The organism is Ruegeria sp. CL3 (genome assembly GCF_056536505.1).
The window spans coordinates 228,529-246,701 of the sequence record NZ_JBQFPT010000002.1 but is presented as its reverse complement, the minus strand read 5'-3'; the positions used below and the strand labels follow the sequence as shown (position 1 = coordinate 246,701).

The 18,173-nt window shown below is 52.7% G+C and carries 17 protein-coding genes; 7 read left to right on the top strand and 10 right to left on the bottom strand.

All coding sequences use genetic code 11. From position 1 onward, the window contains the following. Positions 1-190: 190 nt before the first annotated feature. Positions 191-1,069 carry a LysR substrate-binding domain-containing protein gene (locus tag ACR0NO_RS03545; RefSeq protein ID WP_480722994.1) on the bottom strand — a complete coding sequence of 293 codons (879 nt, stop codon included), beginning with the start codon at positions 1,067-1,069 and terminating at the stop codon, positions 191-193. 98 nt (positions 1,070-1,167) lie between these two features. On the opposite strand from ACR0NO_RS03545, the gene ACR0NO_RS03540 reads away from it, so the two are divergent. The 3 genes from ACR0NO_RS03540 to ACR0NO_RS03530 all read left to right on the top strand — a co-directional run bounded on the left by ACR0NO_RS03540 (position 1,168) and on the right by ACR0NO_RS03530 (position 2,800). Further along, positions 1,168-1,872: an SDR family oxidoreductase gene (locus tag ACR0NO_RS03540; RefSeq protein WP_480722993.1), complete on the top strand. Its 705-nt coding sequence runs from the start codon at positions 1,168-1,170 to the stop codon at positions 1,870-1,872. Then, complete coding sequence (locus tag ACR0NO_RS03535) at positions 1,862-2,116, top strand: DUF6552 family protein (RefSeq protein ID WP_480537935.1); 255 nt, start codon at positions 1,862-1,864, stop codon at positions 2,114-2,116. Before ACR0NO_RS03540 ends, ACR0NO_RS03535 begins: the two co-directional genes overlap by 11 nt. Positions 2,117-2,284: 168 nt before the next feature. Beyond that, positions 2,285-2,800, top strand: a complete 516-nt coding sequence (locus ACR0NO_RS03530) for a GNAT family N-acetyltransferase (RefSeq protein WP_480722992.1) — start codon at positions 2,285-2,287, stop codon at positions 2,798-2,800. A 329-nt stretch (positions 2,801-3,129) separates the two neighbouring features. On the opposite strand, the gene ACR0NO_RS03525 is transcribed toward ACR0NO_RS03530, so the two are convergent. From ACR0NO_RS03525 to gntH, 4 genes are all read right to left on the bottom strand, one after another. Further along, on the bottom strand, positions 3,130-4,389 hold the full coding sequence (locus ACR0NO_RS03525) for a HupE/UreJ family protein (RefSeq protein WP_480722991.1): 1,260 nt from the start codon (positions 4,387-4,389) through the stop codon (positions 3,130-3,132). A 4-nt stretch (positions 4,390-4,393) separates the two neighbouring features. Beyond that, positions 4,394-6,139 carry a hypothetical protein gene (locus ACR0NO_RS03520; protein WP_480722990.1) on the bottom strand — a complete coding sequence of 582 codons (1,746 nt, stop codon included), beginning with the start codon at positions 6,137-6,139 and terminating at the stop codon, positions 4,394-4,396. Beyond that, on the bottom strand, positions 6,114-6,923 hold the full coding sequence (locus tag ACR0NO_RS03515) for a hypothetical protein (protein WP_480722989.1): 810 nt from the start codon (positions 6,921-6,923) through the stop codon (positions 6,114-6,116). Before ACR0NO_RS03515 ends, ACR0NO_RS03520 begins: the two co-directional genes overlap by 26 nt. A gap of 64 nt (positions 6,924-6,987) precedes the next feature. Further along, positions 6,988-8,319: a guanitoxin biosynthesis MBL fold metallo-hydrolase GntH gene (gene gntH / locus ACR0NO_RS03510; protein ID WP_480722988.1), complete on the bottom strand. Its 1,332-nt coding sequence runs from the start codon at positions 8,317-8,319 to the stop codon at positions 6,988-6,990. Positions 8,320-8,484: 165 nt separating this feature from the next. On the opposite strand from gntH, the gene ACR0NO_RS03505 reads away from it, so the two are divergent. Further along, positions 8,485-9,816 carry a tetratricopeptide repeat protein gene (locus ACR0NO_RS03505; protein ID WP_480722987.1) on the top strand — a complete coding sequence of 444 codons (1,332 nt, stop codon included), beginning with the start codon at positions 8,485-8,487 and terminating at the stop codon, positions 9,814-9,816. A gap of 226 nt (positions 9,817-10,042) precedes the next feature. Here ACR0NO_RS03505 and ACR0NO_RS03500 read toward each other — a convergent pair whose 3' ends face one another. Then, positions 10,043-11,404, bottom strand: a complete 1,362-nt coding sequence (locus ACR0NO_RS03500; protein ID WP_480722986.1) for a transposase — start codon at positions 11,402-11,404, stop codon at positions 10,043-10,045. Between the two features lie 437 nt (positions 11,405-11,841). Between ACR0NO_RS03500 and ACR0NO_RS03495 the strand changes: the two genes are divergently transcribed. Next, positions 11,842-13,095: a serine hydrolase domain-containing protein gene (locus ACR0NO_RS03495; protein ID WP_480722985.1), complete on the top strand. Its 1,254-nt coding sequence runs from the start codon at positions 11,842-11,844 to the stop codon at positions 13,093-13,095. Positions 13,096-13,174: 79 nt separating this feature from the next. Here ACR0NO_RS03495 and ACR0NO_RS03490 read toward each other — a convergent pair whose 3' ends face one another. After that, positions 13,175-13,876 carry a hypothetical protein gene (locus ACR0NO_RS03490; RefSeq protein ID WP_480722984.1) on the bottom strand — a complete coding sequence of 234 codons (702 nt, stop codon included), beginning with the start codon at positions 13,874-13,876 and terminating at the stop codon, positions 13,175-13,177. A gap of 192 nt (positions 13,877-14,068) precedes the next feature. Between ACR0NO_RS03490 and ACR0NO_RS03485 the strand changes: the two genes are divergently transcribed. Then, positions 14,069-14,551, top strand: a complete 483-nt coding sequence (locus tag ACR0NO_RS03485; RefSeq protein ID WP_480722983.1) for a hypothetical protein — start codon at positions 14,069-14,071, stop codon at positions 14,549-14,551. Positions 14,552-14,609: 58 nt separating this feature from the next. Here the strand turns inward: ACR0NO_RS03485 and ACR0NO_RS03480 are convergent, their stop codons facing one another. From ACR0NO_RS03480 to ACR0NO_RS03470, 3 genes are all read right to left on the bottom strand, one after another. Further along, positions 14,610-15,569 carry a DMT family transporter gene (locus tag ACR0NO_RS03480; RefSeq protein WP_480722982.1) on the bottom strand — a complete coding sequence of 320 codons (960 nt, stop codon included), beginning with the start codon at positions 15,567-15,569 and terminating at the stop codon, positions 14,610-14,612. 255 nt (positions 15,570-15,824) lie between these two features. Next, entirely contained in the window at positions 15,825-16,283 is a 459-nt protein-coding gene (locus tag ACR0NO_RS03475; protein ID WP_480722981.1) for a putative molybdenum carrier protein, read from the bottom strand. Next, the gene (locus ACR0NO_RS03470) at positions 16,280-16,963 is read right to left on the bottom strand and encodes an SOS response-associated peptidase (RefSeq protein ID WP_480722980.1); all 684 of its coding nucleotides are present in this window, start codon (positions 16,961-16,963) and stop codon (positions 16,280-16,282) included. The genes ACR0NO_RS03475 and ACR0NO_RS03470 overlap by 4 nt, the downstream gene beginning before the upstream one ends. 116 nt (positions 16,964-17,079) lie before the next feature. On the opposite strand from ACR0NO_RS03470, the gene ACR0NO_RS03465 reads away from it, so the two are divergent. Further along, positions 17,080-18,066 (top strand): DMT family transporter, encoded by a 987-nt coding sequence (locus tag ACR0NO_RS03465; protein ID WP_480722979.1) that lies wholly within the window; start codon positions 17,080-17,082, stop codon positions 18,064-18,066. The last annotated feature ends 107 nt before the right edge of the window (positions 18,067-18,173 follow it).

The following is an 18,173-nucleotide window of genomic DNA, read 5'->3' as shown; positions in this document are numbered from 1 at the left end:
CCGCTTGCCGACGTCTTGAGGTTTTTCGTGGCATTCACGAATTGCTGAAAGCTGCCGTAAGGTCATGCGCTGCGAAATCACACTTTGTCCGCAGAGTGGTCATTCGACTCAACTCTTTCCAATGTCTGCTTCGCGGACAAAGCTGTAATTCGCCGGAATGATGCGAATGACTACTTTCCATTCAAGACACTTAGGTATCTTCGGCGGAGCGCAACTTGAGCCATGCCACAACGTTGGCCATTGCCTCATGGCTTTTAGTGGCCCGCGACATGAGGACATAGAAGTCATTTCTGCCCACGTCCCAGGCTGCACCAACCTCGACCAAGCGTCCGGCTTCAATGTCATGAGCTACTAGAAACCGGCTTACCAAGGCCACGCCTTGTCCAGCGATGGCTGCGTCGACCGCAAGCGACGTTTGGCTCAAGCGGAGGTCACGGGGAGACTGGTCCTCGACGCCTAATTGCGCAAGGTAGCTGGGCCATAGATCATGGGTGTCATGGATCTTCGGCAGTTTGGCGAGGGTTTCTGGCTCAAGGAGACTACCGTCCTTGGCCGCGAATTTTGGCGCGGCTACCGCGATGAGCGATTGCTTGAACAAAAGCGTTACGTCCAGTGAAGCGCTGAAGGGTGGCGACCCTTGGCGCACTGCAAGGTCTATCCCGTCGCTATGAAAGCTCGAGATTTTCTCAGTTGCCATGATCCGCAAATCAATATTCGGATATGCTGCCGAAAAGTCCGGTAAGTTGGGGATCAGCCATTTTGCTGCGAACGTCGGGGTGACGCTGATAAGGACTTTGTTCGGCTCTGGCTTCAACTCTGCCGTTGCCGATCGAAGGTCTTCGAACACGTCAGCTATCCGGTTGTGAAAGCTGCGTCCGACCGATGTAAACCGTAGGCCCTTCGGCACCCGTTCAAACAAGGCCACATCAAGATGCGCTTCGAGCTGACGCACTTGTTGCGCCACGGCCCCTTGAGTGACGCCCAATTCATCGGCGGCGGCTCGGAAACTAAGGCGGCGGCCTGCTGCATCGAAAGCACGCAAACTATTGAGCGGGGGAAGGTCAGTCATTTTGCGATAGTATTTCTACTGTCATGTAACATCAATTCTCAATCGTACTTTCTCATTGAGCGAGCCATATATAGTCCAATCATGAAAGGACACTCGTTATGTCAGTAGAAAAAGTAGCTCTGGTCACAGCGGGCGGTAGCGGCATGGGAGCGGATGCAGCCCGTAAATTGGCGGAAGATGGGTTCAAGGTTGGCATCCTGTCCTCGTCCGGCAAGGGTGAGGCGCTCGGCGGCGAACTCGGCGGCTTTGGCGTGACCGGCTCTAACCTTGACGGAGAAGCGCTGAACGCTTTGGTCGAGGGTGCGAAGGATCGTTGGGGCCGTATTGATGTCTTGGTGAACTCTGCTGGCCACGGACCGAAGGGTCCGGTTCTCGAAATCAGCGACGACGAATGGCATAAAGGGATGGAAGTCTACCTGATGAACGTGATCCGCCCGACAAGGCTTGTCACACCCACAATGCAGGCGCAGGGCGGCGGAGCAATCATCAACATCTCGACCTTTGCGGCATTCGAACCCGACCCTCTTTTTCCAACGTCGGGGGTATTCCGGGCCGGGCTTGCTGCATTCTCGAAGCTCTACTCGGACAAATTTGCGTCAGAGAACATTCGTATGAACAACGTCCTTCCGGGCTTCATCGACAGCCTGCCCGAAACCGAAGACCGCAAAGCGCGTATTCCCATAGGGCGTTACGGGTTGGCGTCGGAGGTGTCTTCTCTTATTTCGTGGCTCGCCTCAGAAGATGGTGGCTACATGACGGGACAAAACCTGCGTATCGACGGAGGCTTGACCCGTGCAGTCTGATGCTTTGGTCCTTGGATCGCCTCGCGAGCGCCTTGTCTTCGCGGTCAAGTGGGGCGCATCCGCCGTTCAGATCATGGGATACACTGCAACGGGTTTTGGCTGGGCACCTTGGAACCTATACATGTTTCTTGTCGGTGTCGTTGGTTGGTTCGCCGTTGGCGCTCTATGGAATGACAAGGCACTCATGCTTGTCCACCTTGTCGCGCTAGGCGCAATGATTTCTGGTATGGTTAGCGGCAGATGAGCGAGAACAACCATCTGGCGCTGGGAAGCATTAGGGAGGTGTGGGCTTGGAGCGGTCATTCGCCGAAATTTCCCGAGCGCCCCCTTTGCGGACGAAACGGACATTCGACTTTTCACCGTGATCCGGTATCTTCACGACATCTTCAGTTCAAATGCTGGTACCTGACACATGGATCCGTTCCTCACTGAAAGGCTTTCGGCTCACAGTTGGCAATCGACATTGGAAGACCGGGAGGCGCGCCGAGGGCTGGAGATTGCTTTGTCTGCGATATTGTCACGCCGTGTGCTTGAACATCTTCCATCACCTCTGCACCTGAGCGGAGATGACGACATTGCTTCTTGGGTGGACGAACGCGCTGAGGAAAGCGACGTTTTTCGTGTCAACTGGAGGCACAGCTCCGAATTAGTCGGACTGTTGATTTTGGCGTCCGACCCCAGTGACGCGCAAGCGCCACAACTTCATATTGGCTATTTGCTCGGTGAAGCAACTTGGGGTCAGGGGGTCGCGACAGAACTCGTCCAAGGTTTGGTGTCAGCGGCAGAAAAGGACGGCCCGGTGAGGCTGCTGGGAGGTGTCAGCATTGAAAACCCGGCAAGCGCTCGGGTGCTTGAAAAGGCAGGTTTCGAATTGTCACCTGACCTTTCAACAACGAATTCGCACATTTACTCCAAGAAAGTCGGTTGAAGCGCATTCGACACGTCCGGCCTGGGTTTAAGGCAGACCTTTAGGCAAGCGCAGCATCTTCGTTTGAGGACTAGAGCGATCTGTTGAGGACGGCCCAAAGCGGTCGTTCGTTGGTAAGCGAGATGCTGTGGTGCGGTTTCGACAAATGACCGCAATGCGAATAAATTTGCCGTTGGCTCAATGGTTGTTGAGGACCGATCTCAGCCCGAAGCGGACATTCAATTCAAGACTTTGCGGATTGAGTGGCATGCAAAGAATCGACCGTACATCTGCATAAGCTGCTTGTCAGGTTGCCAGCGGTCGCGTGCTTCATGTCAACAACGCAAGTGTCAGAGAAAGAACTCTGCCCGTTCCACTACCCAAACCATCGCGACCAGACTTGCGCACGCGGCAACGACAGCGCGAGAGCTGACCCAGATGCGACCTGGTTGTTTGCGCAACAACAACACTAACGGCCAGACCAATAGAACGATCATGACTTGTCCAGCCTCTACTCCAACGTTGAAGGCCAACAAGCTGTGCCAAACGTTTGGTGCATCAACACGTAGAATTAGGTGTAACATGAAGGAGAAGCCAAACCCGTGCAGCAACCCAATGCCCGACGTGATGGCAAAGGCCTTCAAGTCGCCATGTCCTTTCTCAGGTGGCCAAACCGCCATTGCAGCTGCGTAGATTATTGAAAGTGCTATTGCCAATTCGACAGTTGGGATGAACCACGCTCCGCTCGGCGCGAAGCCAAAAAAACCCAAAATCAGTGTTACCGTGTGGCCCAAGGTAAAGCCTGTGACGCGGGCCAGAAGGCTGTGCAAGTTCAATGCACCGATGATCATGCAAAGTACAAAGAGAACATGATCCGGACCTTCCAAAATGTGCCGAATTCCCTCAACAAAGAAAGTCGAAGCGGCAGCGGTCGCTGATCCGGAAACATCAACCGGGGTATGCATCAAACCCCGCGCACGAAATGTCCGAACATCCTGCCCGTTATAGTCGAGGATCAGGTTCGCCGTGTCATCTTGCCCAGGAAGACCTGGATCTGACGTGTAGGATACACTGTATGTTCCAACCTCTCCCGTCACAAAGCGCAGATGAACGTCAACCATCACCTCGCCAACGTAAATCGCCTTCTTTGTTGGCAAAACATCTTTTGGCGCAAGTGCCGAATGCGCCTCATCAAGCGTGGCAAATCCAGGTTCTTGCCCCAACGGGTGTAGCGCTATCGAAACGATTTCTGCTGTTTGTCGATGCCCGTCGATAGATAGCACAAAGCCGTTTTCAGTAATACGAGCCAAACCGGATGGGTCTTTGTGAAATGCGACCTGATCCAAGTAGTGCATGAGCACGCCATCTTCGATCATATTGTATGTGTACGGAGCCGGTGCAGGTAAACCGTCCGTACCCTCTGGACCGACGAGTTCCGCAACCAAATAAGGCATCGGAAGGCGCAAATAGACATCAAGTCCATCTTCTGAGTGAAACACATGATGAATGCGAACATTCTGGTTGAGATTGAAATGCGCCTCTGCTCTGCCCGCGCACAAAAAGATTATGGCAAACAAGAACGTGGCAAAAAACAACCTCACGATAGGCACTGAATTATCCTCCTGTTTTGGCGCTGATAATCGTCAGATCATCGAGCATCCAATGATCGCCGTGCCGCGAAACGTCTAGCAAGCCACGATAAGAAACCGCTTGCCTGTGTAGATGCCCCCAATGGCCTCCGCTTACACGGGCAGTCCAATTGGCGAGGACCTGATGCTGACTTCTGTCTTCGCCGGGCGTGAAGCTCTCGACGTTCAGGTCAGAAATCGCTTCGACGCGTGCCATGGCGCCAGAGGGTAAGGTAACTGACAAGCCACGACGCATTTCGGTTTGAACCTTGTCGCGATTGATTGCCTCGACATATGGCTCCATCGCCGCCAGGGCATTATCACCTCGCGTCTCAAGCATGGTGGTTCCGATGTTGGTCACCAACCCTTCTACGATTTGATGCGTCGCGATCTCATCCGGATTTGGCGCTGTCGACGGGTTGCTCAGTGAATACGTGACAATCGCGGCGGCGCCGAATGCCCCGGTCAGCCCAAACAAGATCAGACGCTGACCATTTGCACGCTGAAACGAAAAATAGGCGCATATCAAACACAGAAAACCCAAGCCGAACGCAAACGAAGGCACCTGAGTTACACCTGAGACTTTGACAACGACCGGGCGCGTTTTTGGGTTTGTCCAAGTTTTCAGGTGATTGTTCCAACTTACAACGGGGTCAGTTGTATAAATCTGCGAGGGGACGGACCCTGCCGGATCGGAGAGGGTGATCGGGATCACATCCAGACCTTCTGGGAAAAGCTCCCATGCCAGATCAACTCGGTTCGGCAAAGTCGCAACCGGATAAGAAAGGACAACACCCAATAGCATCGTCTTTCGGTTTGCCTCTGCTTCATCCGGAAGAACACGCAAGCCTTCGGCCCCGACTTCGATACGTGAGACCTGTACCGTTTCCGGTTTCATCGGTTTGCCGTCTACGGCGAGCGGGTTTTTAGTCGCAAGAAAGTCCGATACGCCAGACTTGATCCTGGCGACATCATCTGGAGTTAGGTGCTCTGCGCCACCCAAGCCCAGATCGGCCCAAGTTTCGAAGTCTTTCAAACGCAGTATGATCTCGTGTCGGACCACACGCGGCTCCATGGCCAAGAACGACATCATCGGGGACTTGTGGTGGCGGGTGAGATTTGGGTTTTCAAATTTGCTAAACCAAGGGTCGTCCCAATTTGGCAGCATTGTCTCAGCCTGAGAAAGGTAACGATAGTCTGTCACCGGAACGCCCATGTGCTCTGCCACAACTCCAAGTGAAGCCAAGGGAATCCCGTCTGGACCTAGTGGGGGAATGAACGTGATCCGTTCAGGCTTGCCATTGAACGGAAACTCCATATCCACGTAGACGACATTTTCGCTGCGCGGTCGCGGTTGATACAGAGCGCTCGCTGCTGTTTGCCGGGAAATTCTGGGGCGCACATCAATCGTATTCGTTGTGCTGGTCAGTTCCTCTTCGTCTGCCCAGATCTGAATGTTTCGACCCGTACGCTCGGCCAGTGACGTACCCGAACCATCATCTGGAATGACGAATATGGGATAGTCGCTCAAATCGACCTCAAGGAGAACCCGCACATGATCAGGCTGCACCGAAAGTTCAACAAAGTTCGGCGCGGTTTCTCCGCCGTAGGGGGACACAAGATCAGCAATCGATGGGTTTGCGCCAATCGCAAAACTGGCGAGCGCTGAGCCCACCCAAGCCCATGTCTTGCTGCATTCGCCAATCTTAGAAATGAAACGAGACGGCAGCATAGATACCATTCTGGTCCACATCATAGGCAAACTCCCCGCCCGAGCGGTCAGTGGAATAGTCAATTCCATAGAACTGATAGCCAAACCGCAGAGACGTGTTCTCCCAGCCCTTCCAGTCAAACCCAGCCAGAAGCAGGTATTGCAGGTCATCGCCATTCACACCGAAGCCACTGAGTTCAGCGCGGCTGGCGAAACTCCATTTATCGTTGATTTCCATCGCATAGCGGAGCGCGATCATTGGCTCGAACCAATCTTCTGTTCCGCCCAGCGTTACACCGGGCCCAGGACCCGCAATGTCGATTTCTTGTTTAAGCCGGTTCCACTGAACACCGACGGCTACATCTGCTGCATAGCGTCGACCCGAAGCATTGACCCCGTTCGCAAATCGGTAAGCCCCCTGAACGTTTACAAAGGTCTGCCGTACATCAACGTCAATGTCTGCATTTCCCCCCGGTAAGGTTCCGTCTTCACCAAGCCTTACGTAGTAGACCTCGGAGATGATTCCGAAATCACCGTTCCAGCCTTCGTAGCGTACGGAAGCTGCGCCTTGCAGCACGTCCAGCACCTCGCTCAGGCTCAGGTCTAGATCGACGCTGGTACCATCAATGGTTGATGTGCCAGTCGTGCTGAGCGGAAGGAACAGATAGGGCGTGATTGAGTGTCGCCAACCGCCGTCACCATCTTCAGAACGTGCAAGTGACTGGGCGTTTGTCGCGTTGGAGATCGCGACGAGCAACCATCCAACACAGACCAAATAGCGAGAAATCAATGAGGTATGTCGCATAGAGAATTCCCATCAGAATTGAAAGAACCGGCGCGTGTTGAAGTCGCGCCGGTCAAATTTGATTTTAGTTGTCGCCCGGATAAGGGAACTCTTGGCCTAGAGCTTCCGAAGCCTCTTCGAAGATCGGTCGTAGCACATCGTCAACGTCCCACTTTCCGTTTTCGATGAACTCAGTGAAACCAATAACGTCTGGTGACATACCAACAGTTTCCGCAAAGTCAGCACGATCCTGTTCATTAGGCGCTTCAGCGGGAGAAGCTAAAGGCGGCGACCATGTGTCTTCATCGACAGCGGCCATGCGTACGCGAATATCATCTTTGGTCACGTTCCACACCATGAGGTCATCCGCAAGGCTAAGCGGACCGTCATAGGTCGAACGGATACGCTCGTCGACCGCGCCCGCCGTGTCCCAGTCATTGAAGAAATGGTAAGCGATGGCCATACGCGGCTTGATCTCGCTCATCACCTTTCCGAACGCTTCAGGTGCCGTATGTACTTGAGTGCCAACCAATAGCGCGGATTCAGGGCTGAATTTCATCTTTGTGACCAGATCAGGTACTGCAATGAAACATTCGTGGATCGCGATATCCGCGTCTCTAGCGTATTCGATGAACCACTTGTTGGGGTAAGTGTCAGATCCGTAAACAAACTTCAGATCGTTCCATTCCAAAGTGAAGCTCACCGAGCCATCGATTGAATGGATCGCCGGGAAAGAGCGAATAACTACCCCATTGTCCTCATAGACGACCTGATTTTCACCTTTATAGTCGAACTCGATTACGTTCATTTGGTAGCCGCGAAAGTCGACATTCCCCGCACGACCCGCAAGATCCCAAGTCAGCATTTTCTTCATATGGTCAAGCGCATAAGCTGTACCCAGCTCTGGTACTTCTCCGCTCGGTCCCCATACGTTTAACGGCACGTTTCGACCCATAAGTGCGCCACCGACAAACAATTCATGCAACGCACCGAAGTGATCGGTGTGCAGATGGCCGATGAAAACTTTGTCCAGATAATTGTAGGGAATCTGCAAGGAGCTGATGTTTTCTACCGAACCGGAGCCGATATCGAAAAGGAACTTATCTCCATTTCCCAGCTCAACCAAAAAGCAGGCTGCGGCCTGACTGGCGCGTGTTGTGGGCATTCCTGTACCGCAGGCAATAACCCGCATCTCGTCTTCGGCGAGATCTTCAGTATTGGGGTAGTACACATCGCGTGGACGATCACGCACCATTGTCGGAGAGACTTCTTCTGCTTCCTGCGCGTATGCTGCCGAAGGGGCGACTAAACCGACGACTGCTTCAGTGACAGCTTCAGGAGAAACAGCCCAAGCGCCAAAAATCGCTCCAATTGCGAAGTGCTTGCCAAGACTTCTGTAGTTCATACGTTGGGCCATGTGTCATCCTCCAGTCGCTTGGTAGATTGGCAAGCTGGGAATGCGGAGTTTCGCACTCCGGCTCGCTGTTTTGGTTTCAAGTCTAGGGTTTAGAGGACATTCACGTAAGTGACTCACGGTGAATAACGGGGTGACTCACGTGCCGATAAATGCAAAAATGCGAATGTGGCACGATCTGACAACATCTCGGACGGTGAAAAGCGCGCTGCCCTCGGCAGGTTGATTGCTGACGCTCATCTGGATGGATCCGATAGACTTCAGGCGTTCCTGACGTATATCGTCGAAGAAGATCTCGCTGGTCGAGGAGATCAAATTCGAAGCAAGACGATCGCTCAGGATGTTTATGACCGCGATACTTCAGAGGGGACCGATCCGGAAAACATCGTTCGCGTCGATGCACGGCGGCTACGTCAGTTTTTGGAACTGCATTACGAGGGCATTGGAAAGGATGATCCGGTACGACTGTGTATCGATAGCGGTGGATATAGGCCGCGGTTCGAAACTATCTCGGAAGCCAGTGCGGTATCAATCTCAACAAAAGCCAAACGCTTTGGACAGCCCATAGGGGCGTTTACCATTGGGGCCGTCGTTGGTGCGTTGGTCGCAGTCGGTCTTGCCCAAGATGGACAGGAAACTGCTTCTGCTGAAGTGAGTGGTTTTCCCGCAACTGACTCGAACGCGTATTTGCAGCGCGTGGCTATTTACGAAAAATCCCCAGCCGCATTACAAGCGTTCAATTTGGCGGAACAAGCACGGACAATGATATTTCCCATCTTCGACCGACAACGCCAGCTACTGGTTCTGTCCGTATTCGAAGGCGTGATTGAGATCGATCCAGAATATTTCGGTGGGTATGCCGGTGCAGCGCAGGCACTTGCGTCCCTTGCGGTGATAACTCCGCCGTCTGATGCCAAGACCGAATATGCTGATGCCGCTATGAAGCTGGCGAACCAAGCGGTTAGCCTTGCCCCAGACCAAGCCTGGAGCCAGTCTGCTAAAAGCTGGGCCAATTTTGCCAATCGCGACTATGACGCCGCGCTGCAACTCAGCAGGCGCGCATCAAAACTTGATCCAAATGATGGTGCGGTCCTCGACTTTCTTGGTGCTGTGGCAATGTTTTCGGGCGAATTCGAGGAAGCAATTGCAACGGCTGACAGACTCTCTCTGCTAGATTCCAGTAACCAACGATTTGCCAACAGAAATATCTCGGGCGCGACTTACTTTCATCTTGGTGAATATGAAAAGACCGTAGAGCGCTTTGAAGAGGCTAAGCAACTTGGCGATCCGCTCAGCGCTCCTTCACTAGCTTATGTAACGGCAGCGTTGTCAGCCACGGGGCAAGACCATGCGGCCAAAGCCAAGCTGGCTGAACTTGAGCGTGCATGGCCGGACGCGCCGATAGATGCAATGCTCAAAAGTATCCACAAAGACGTCGAAAACGCAGAAGCCGTGCTACGCGAGTTACGAAAACAAGGCTGGGTAAGCCCAGAACGATAGAGTGATGGATAAAAGCGGGTAGCAGTGCCAAGGTAACAAAAATCTCTACTGGCACGAGTGCTCAGGACAAAACAAACTTCACTAGTGCAGATCGGAGATCGGTATCGAAAATCCAAGTAAGAGACGTTCTGTGTGATTTTGCAAAGTCTGCTTTCTGCGGATGCTGTTGAAAAAGGCGGTTCGATTTATCGGCTTGCCAAATGAGCGACTGGGTTCGGACGACTGATCACGCTGGCATTGGTCTCAGCTTGGCAAGCTTTCGGAGGTTCTGGACGGTTGCAGCGAGGTGAGACTCATCTTTGGCGCCGTTTGGTCCCCTGAGGCGGAGGCGGTCGAGGCCGATGATGCGTTTGAGGTGGGCAAAGAGCATCTCAACCTTCTTTCTGGCGTAGCTCGACGCGACATAGGCATCGGTTTTGGCGATGTCGCGCGCCTTCTGACGTGCATCCTCGTGTCGTGACCGTGAGATCTTCCGGGTCACCTGGTTAGGCGTGCACCGGAGCTTCAACTGGCAAGCCGCGCAATCCTGTTTGCGGGTATAGTATTTCTTGAAGCCATCCTTGCCGAATGCCGGCCGTCCGTGTGAGATGCTCCGCCAGTAGGGCCTTAGCTCCTTTCCCCCGGGGCACTGGTAGGCATCGGTCTCGGGATCGTAGGTGAATTCGGTGGTCGGGAACGCGCCGTCCTTGCGCTCGGATTTGTCGAAGACCGGAATGTGTGGCTCGATGTCTTGCTCTTCGACAAGCCAGCCGAGCATGTCTGCCGTGCCATAGGCCGTATCTGCCGCCAGAAGCCCCGGGTGCAGGCCGAAACGGCCTCGCGTTCTCGCCAGCATGTCGCGCACGGCACCAACCTCGGCCTGTCGGATCGGCGCGGTGGCCTCGACATCCACGATGACGGCATTGTCCAGGTCGACCAAGTAATTCGTACTGTAGGCAAAGAAGGGCCTGTCACCATTGGCGCTGGTGAACCTGGCCGCCGGGTCGGCAGGCGAGATCGCCTTTGGCTTCACTGGGGTCGCTGTGCCGAAGGCAGCGTCATCAAGAGTGTTGACATATTCCTGTGTTGCCCGGCTCACCGCATCCGATGCGGACCAATCCGAGAAGTCCACCTTGGTGTAGCGGCTGGCATCCGCCTTGATCAACGAAGCATCCGCGCCGAAGCTTTCGCCACCGACCAGCCCCTCAGCGATACAGCGCGCCAGCACTTGCTCGAACAGATGCTGGAAGAGGTCACTGTCACGGAACCGCCCGTGCCGGTTCTTGGAAAAGGTAGAATGATCCGGCACGCGATCAGCCAGATCAAGGCGACAGAACCACCGATAGGCCAGGTCCAGATGCACTTCCTCGCACAAACGCCGCTCGGAGCGAATGCCCATGGCGTAGCCCACAAGCAGCATCCGGATCATCAGTTCGGGATCAATCGAGGGGCGACCGGTGGCGCTGTAGAATGGCGCCAAATACCGACGCAGATCACCAAGATCGACGAAGCGGTCAATACCTCTCAGCAGGTGATCCCGCGGCACGTGGTCTTCCAGCGAGAACTCGTAGAACAACGCGCCCTGTGCTTTCTGCCTTGGTCCCATCATCGCGATCAACCTCCATCTATGTCGGAAGTGAATCAGCCACTTGTACCTCGATCAAGTATGAGTTTTTCAACAACATCTCCGCAAAGCGCTCATTCGTCGCAACTCTCTCCAATGTCTGCTTCGCGGACGAAGCCGCCTTTTGCTCATCGCTTTCTGGTAACTGGTCTCACACCGAAGCGGACCTTCATTTCGAGCTTCACATCCTTCGAGATGTGTACGAAGCGGGCATTGCTCAAGGCGACTAACGCACATTATCTGCCATCCGTCGCTTGCGACTACTTAACTTTCCTACCAGAGATTAATTCGCAGTCGTCTGACAGCCTCTGGCCCAAACACAAGGGGCTAGACACCAGAGCTGAAGCGTGGCTGGATTGCTTAGAGATTGTCTAGTCGGACGGAGATCCCCAAAATTGAAAAGAAATGCAAACAAGCTGTTAATGACTTCAGCTATTGCTATCGCTCTTTTGGCCTCCGGTGCGGTGTTTTCTGTTTCTACACAACCAGTAAGCGCAGAGGCTGGTTATTTCTGGGATGAAACCGTTGGGTCTGTAGATAGAAGCCCTTGGATATTTGAAGGCACAAATGTTTTTGGCGAATTGGCACGAGTTCCACCGTCAGATTGGGTGCGTACTTTGGAAAAAGCGGCATACCCAACTGAGCTTGAGACTTTTGATTTCACAGCTAGCAATAATGAAGAACAGAACATCAACGATTGGTTGCATCAAACGCATACCGATAGCTTTTTGATTTATCACGATGGCAAATTGGTCGCTGAAAAGTACTTCAATGGCATGAGAGCTGATACGCCTCACCGCATTCACTCGATCACCAAGACAGTGTTGGGTATGGCAGCAGGGCTGGCGGTTGAGGCGGGAGAATTAGATCCAAAAAAGCTGATCACCGATTACCTGCCAGAGTTGGAAGGCCCAGCATTCAAAAATACAACGGTGAGACATCTACTTGATATGACCGCTGCTGTTGATTGGAAAGATGCTTCTAGCGGCTACTTAGACGATGCAGGTGATCTGTTCTGTGCGTTTGGTCAGGACCTCTCTGAAAAAGTTGAAATTTGTGATACAGAATCTGGCGTTAAGGAGTACATGATCTCTCTTAGTGATCGCGAGACCTTGGTAGAAGACGGTGAAGTTTATAGTTACCGTTCAGTGCTATCTGCGTTGCTGGGTATGGTTATCGAGTCGGCAACTGGAGAAAGCTATCTGGATGTACTGGCCGAGTTGTGGCAGGACATCGGTGCTCAGGACCCTGCATATAGCGAACTAGGGCCCAAAAGGATTGTGCAAACGAGTGGTGGATTATTTACCAGCTCTCGTGACCTATTGCGATTTGGCATAATGATGCTGGACAACGGAAAGGTTAACGACACTCAAGTTATTCCTCCAGATTGGATAGCTGACACGATTCAAGCAAATGATCACGTTATCGCTGCTTATGAGAAAAGCGCATATGCAGAGGTGTTTGAAGGCTTCCACTACCGTAATCAAGTTTGGGTGAAAGACAGAGAAAAAGGTGCGTTTTACGGCATTGGTGTCTATGGGCAGCTGTTGTATGTGAACCAAAAAGCCAATGTGGTTATGGTGAAGCTATCAAGTCAGCCAGACGTTCAAAATACACCTATGTACCTGGACTCTATGGTTGCGATGAAAGGCATTGCAGAGACTTTGAGTAAATGAATTTCAGGTTATCTTAAACTAGTAAGCTGAGCCAATTGTCCCGGCTTATACTTCGGAAAGATCTAACAGTGTCGCCGGGTTAGTATCGGGTGACCTCGACTGCGACCGCAGCAAACACGACACCAATCAACAGAGCTTTTGTATTCACCGCCGAAAGGCTGGGTAGTTTAACCCGAAGAGACAGGGCTATTATCACACCCCCTGTTAACCCAGTCGCAATTGAATAGATCATGCTACTTTTGTCTGCGTTGAGACCGATCAATATGCCGACTGCAAGCGATGCGACAAAGTATGCGCGTAGCCATCCAGACATGTGTCCAGGGTGGGTCTTGTAGAGAAAGATATTCACCCCAAACAAATGCAATGAATAGGCCAACGTTCCAACAGCGTACAGCTCAGGTGAAGTTCCCGTCGTTTGCATGACGGTAATGGCAAGCAAGCAGTTATAGGTTCCAAGTGCCACTGTGTCCAAGCCAAGCGACAATCTGTTATCGGCCCCCGTGTCGCGACTGGCTTCCAGCAAGTAGTAAATGAGGAATCCGAGCAGCGAGTAACCGAAAAGCGAGTTTTCCCATTTGCCGCTTGCAGCTAAATCGGCTGACAATTCACCAATTTTTGGCAGTAAGAAAAGGAAAGCATAGCCAAGTCCGATCCCCGATGAAAAATCAGAGAGCCAGCCTGCTAGGGCGGGGAATCTCTGGTAAAAAGACACGCAGAAGACGTGAACAGTTCCGATGACTGCAATCGATGTTATCGCGAGGTATGTCGGTGCGTCGAACACGGCTAAGTTCCAATGAACACATTACAATTTGTATGAGACACTCCTTGGGAGCAAAAGCACAACCCAAAAAGTGAAGAAGTTGTGGTTTGAATAGAACACTCAACGACAGCTTTTTTGCACTTCCGGCATAGATGCACCGTGCAGCAATTTGAACTTAGGGCTCGGAGCGGTCGTTCGCTAAGCTGTGCATTAATGGCCGCTGCGCGGACGGAGCAGATATTCAAAGCAAAGGCCGATGCCACCGACGGCTCATCAGTTTTGGAGAGCTTGCAAGGCGCAACAGCAGCGATGCACAATGGACGCATGTCAACCTTGCAAAGGATCATTCTAACTGCAACCGCTCTGACGCTTGCTGGTACGGCGGCAGTATCTTTAGAGATGACCTGCACTCACCCTGACGGCCCAAATCACACTTACAGCGTTTCCGGTGATCAGGGTGTATTTACCTGGGATGACCACGACATCAAGCGCACATGGTTGCTCAATTGCAATGACCAACGAAACGGTTTGTCTGCATGCCACAGGTCAGAGAGCTTCGGTGAGCGCGGCGCTAGCGTGATAACTTTCGTGATGCTTCCAAACGGAATCTTAGTCGAAAGCGGTTATTGGGCTCTGCTTGATACTAGCCGCGTCAGCGTAACGGCAGACTTCGTTTGTGAGACAGAAGGCGAGTGACCGCTTTGCGGACAAAGCGCCAAATCGCGAGAATTGCACCAAGTTCAGCTTTGAGTACTTAACTCGTCCAAGCGGTCGATTGTTTATTTGATGATAGGTGTTGTTTTGTGTTCAGACAATTCGATGTCTCTCGGGACGTTTTCTTTGATTTATTAGTCGCCAAGAAGACGCCAAATCCAGCGACAACCATCCCAACCCAAGCAATCGGCGGCATAACTTCTCCGAGGACCAGCCAAGCAACAGCTGCCGCTCCCGGTGGGACTAGAAAAAAGAGCGCGGAAACTTTCGACACTTCCCCGGCGCGGATCATGGCAAGCAACAAGCCAACGGCGATGAGTGAACTTGCAATGATGAGATAGACCAGCGACGCAAAAAGCTGCCAAGTCCAAGTGATCTGCATGGTTTCAAAGGCGACCATGAATGGCGCAACCCCTAACAAACCCGCTGTAAACCCGACCAAATTTGCAGTGACAGGATGGTGCGAAACTCCGAAGCGCTTCTCCCACAAGGTTCCGCCGGTAATGCCGATCAGGGCGAGTGCGGCGAAAAGAAAACCAACGAGTGGTGGCGTAGCAACCTCGGACATTGCCGTAATGACAAGAACCGCCCCCGTCAGGCCAAGGGCCAACCCGGCCCATTGCCGCCAGCTCACACTTTCACCTGCCCAACGCGGCGCGATCAGGCTGGTCAGAATGGGCTGCATAGCGAGGATAAGGGCCAGTGTTCCAACCGATAAACCTGCATTAAACGACATGTAGCACATGCCAAAATACATCGCCTGCAGTAGAAAACCAACGATGGCCAAGTGCATCCACTCTTTAGATGATTTTGGCAGCGGTGGGCGCAGGATTGCAAACAACCCGGCCATAATTACCACTACACAGGCAAAGCGCAGTGCTAGGAAAGTCATCGGCTCTATATAGCCGAGACCGAACTTGGCACCGACATAGCCGGTTGACCACACCGCCACAAATATACCTGGTGCAAAAATAAGCCATGTGGGCCGGTCGGCGGACAAGAAAAATACCCTCGGCAAGTGTTGGTGTCGGACATCAGGCAATATTCACGCGAACTCTGAAATACACTGAGCATGGAAATAGTGAAAATGAAATGGTTTAGCAGACATCTATCTTGCCATATCGAGTGACAAGAAATCCTCCGCTACCTAAATGGTCGCAGTATGGAATTTTCGATCAATGGACCGCAGTAGTTGTTAATACCGTCGGGTTTACCAGTCAGCCCTTTAAGAACTTCGGGCGTGTGAGAAACTGGCCTAGGTGGTCGAAAGTGCATCGCTCAGGAAAGCAAACGCCTTTGAATATACCCCAGGTGCCTCAGATTCACGTGGTCCGGCAACGTTGAGAACCGAAGGCTTGATCGATGAGATCCATTGCCGAACCCGCTCAGTTTCTAGACAGTTATTATCTTCAAGCGTGATACGCAAAACCGGTTTTCCTAACTCACTTGCGACTTGGTGAGTATAATTCGTGCCGGGGCTTTCTGATCCATCAGTCAGAATAAGCGTCGCGTCGCTTGAACCGACGTTGAGCCGGGTTCTGACGTCTGGTTTTGGCGAAGGTGCTTCCGTTAGACCTGAGTATCGCTCTGGAATGCGGCCAGCTTCGTTGATGCGACCCTTGGGGACCCAGCCGCCGTAGCTCAAACCGCGTTGGATAGCGAACTCAAGTGCAGCCAAGTCTACGCCAGTTTGCCCACCCGATACGATTTTCACGGCAATCTTCCTGCTGTCTCCGACTTCTCACCTTCGCAAGACCGAACAATTTGCATTTCGTTCGAATTTAAGGGCTCCAGCGGTTCGAATGCGTCATCCGCGTTGCCATCCATCCATTGCTCATTGTCCTCCGGCTGGAGGATTACGGGCATTCTCTGCGGGAGTATGGGCTTTACCAGTTCATTGGCCGTCGTGGTGATGACGGTGTAGGTTTCAACCTCCTCGGGCCCTTCCTTGCCCTGGTACCGCGAGATTTGCCACATACCCGCAAATGCAAATGGCGGGCGGGCCTCATCGCCCTTCAGGGCGAACCAGTGATAAGTGGCTGGGTTTCTTCCTTGAGCCTCACAGAACGAATTCGCCGGAACGAGGCAACGCTGCTCCTCAAAGCTCTGTTTCCACAAGCCGTTTGAGCGCACCTTGTCATCACGTGCGTTATTCCAGGCACCCGGTTGGACAATAGCACGGGTTTTCTTTGACTTCTTTGTTGTACGAAATCCCCAAATCAGCGAGACCAGCTCACGCTTACCTTCGTCGCCTTTCCTGACCACAGGGGCTAAGTGCTTTGGGTAGATGGCTGGCAATGGTTCCGCATTCCCGAGCCTGTCACGTTCAACGGTCACGTCAAACAGTTGGCGCATCGCCGTGGCGGGGATAGTGTTGGAGTAGAGGTTGCACATGGCTCCAAAAGCTACGCACAAGACCTAAGTTGGACAAGGCTGCGCGACTTACCGTGTCGCAAAGCGACGTGATCTATCCCCTGACCCATGGTAGTGGCCCAATGAAAGGGCACTCCATGACAGCGACACAAAAATTACAAAACCCGACAGTTGGTATTGCGTTCGTACTGATCGGAATATTGGCGATTTCTATCAATGATATGCTGATTAAATTCCTGTCTGGCGGTTACCCCTTGCACCAGATGGTGTTTGCAAGATCATTGATCGGAATCGGATTTAGCTTTGCCCTAGTCCAGATGGAGGGCGGTTGGCGCATCCTGAAAACCGATCAGCCTGGACTTCACCTTCTGCGCGGTCTGCTGATTGTCGTAGCCAATCTGACCTTCTTTACAGCCCTCGCGGTAATGCCCCTGGCGGAAGCCACGGCTGTTTTCTTCGTCGCTCCCTTGATGATCACCTTGCTGAGTATCCCATTGCTTGGCGAAAAAGTTGGGCTGATGCGGATTGGTGCCGTGATTGTGGGATTTTTGGGCGTGGTGATCATGACCCGCCCCTGGGAGGCCGGCGGCGAGCGTGAGGTTGGTCTGCTGATGTATGCCCTTCCGGTTTTTGCTGCGTTCACCTATGCCCTCAACAACGTGATGACTCGTTTCTTGGGTGCAAAGTCCAAGGCCTCAGCAATGGCTGTTTATATTCAGGCGTGCTTTATCGTTGTCAGCCTGTTGTTCTGGTCAGTGGCAGGGGATGGGCGCTTTGCGAGCGCGTTTGAAAACGAAAGCTTGATCTTCTTGCTGCGTGCCTGGGTTTGGCCCGAAGGGACTGACCGCTGGTTGTTTATTGGGCTCGGATTCAATTCTGCAATCATCGGGTATTGCCTCGGCCAGGCTTACCGCATGGCAGACGCGGCGACAGTGGCGCCATTTGAATACGTCGGTCTTCCTATGGCCGTTTTCTGGGGATGGGTCATCTGGGGAGAGCTCCCAAACCTGCCTGTCGCCATTGGTATCGCACTGATCTTGGGGTCAGGACTGTTTGTATTTTTGCGTGAGCGTCAGAAAAAGAGGCACATTGTTACTGAAAAGAGAGTGCATCGTCGATATTAGATGCCAAATCAATTCGGGCCAAAAGTCGCTTAACAGTTTTCTGGGATATTGAAATTCAATCGCAGTTGAGCGCTGATGAATCGTACAGTTGATGGGAAGAGAATTCT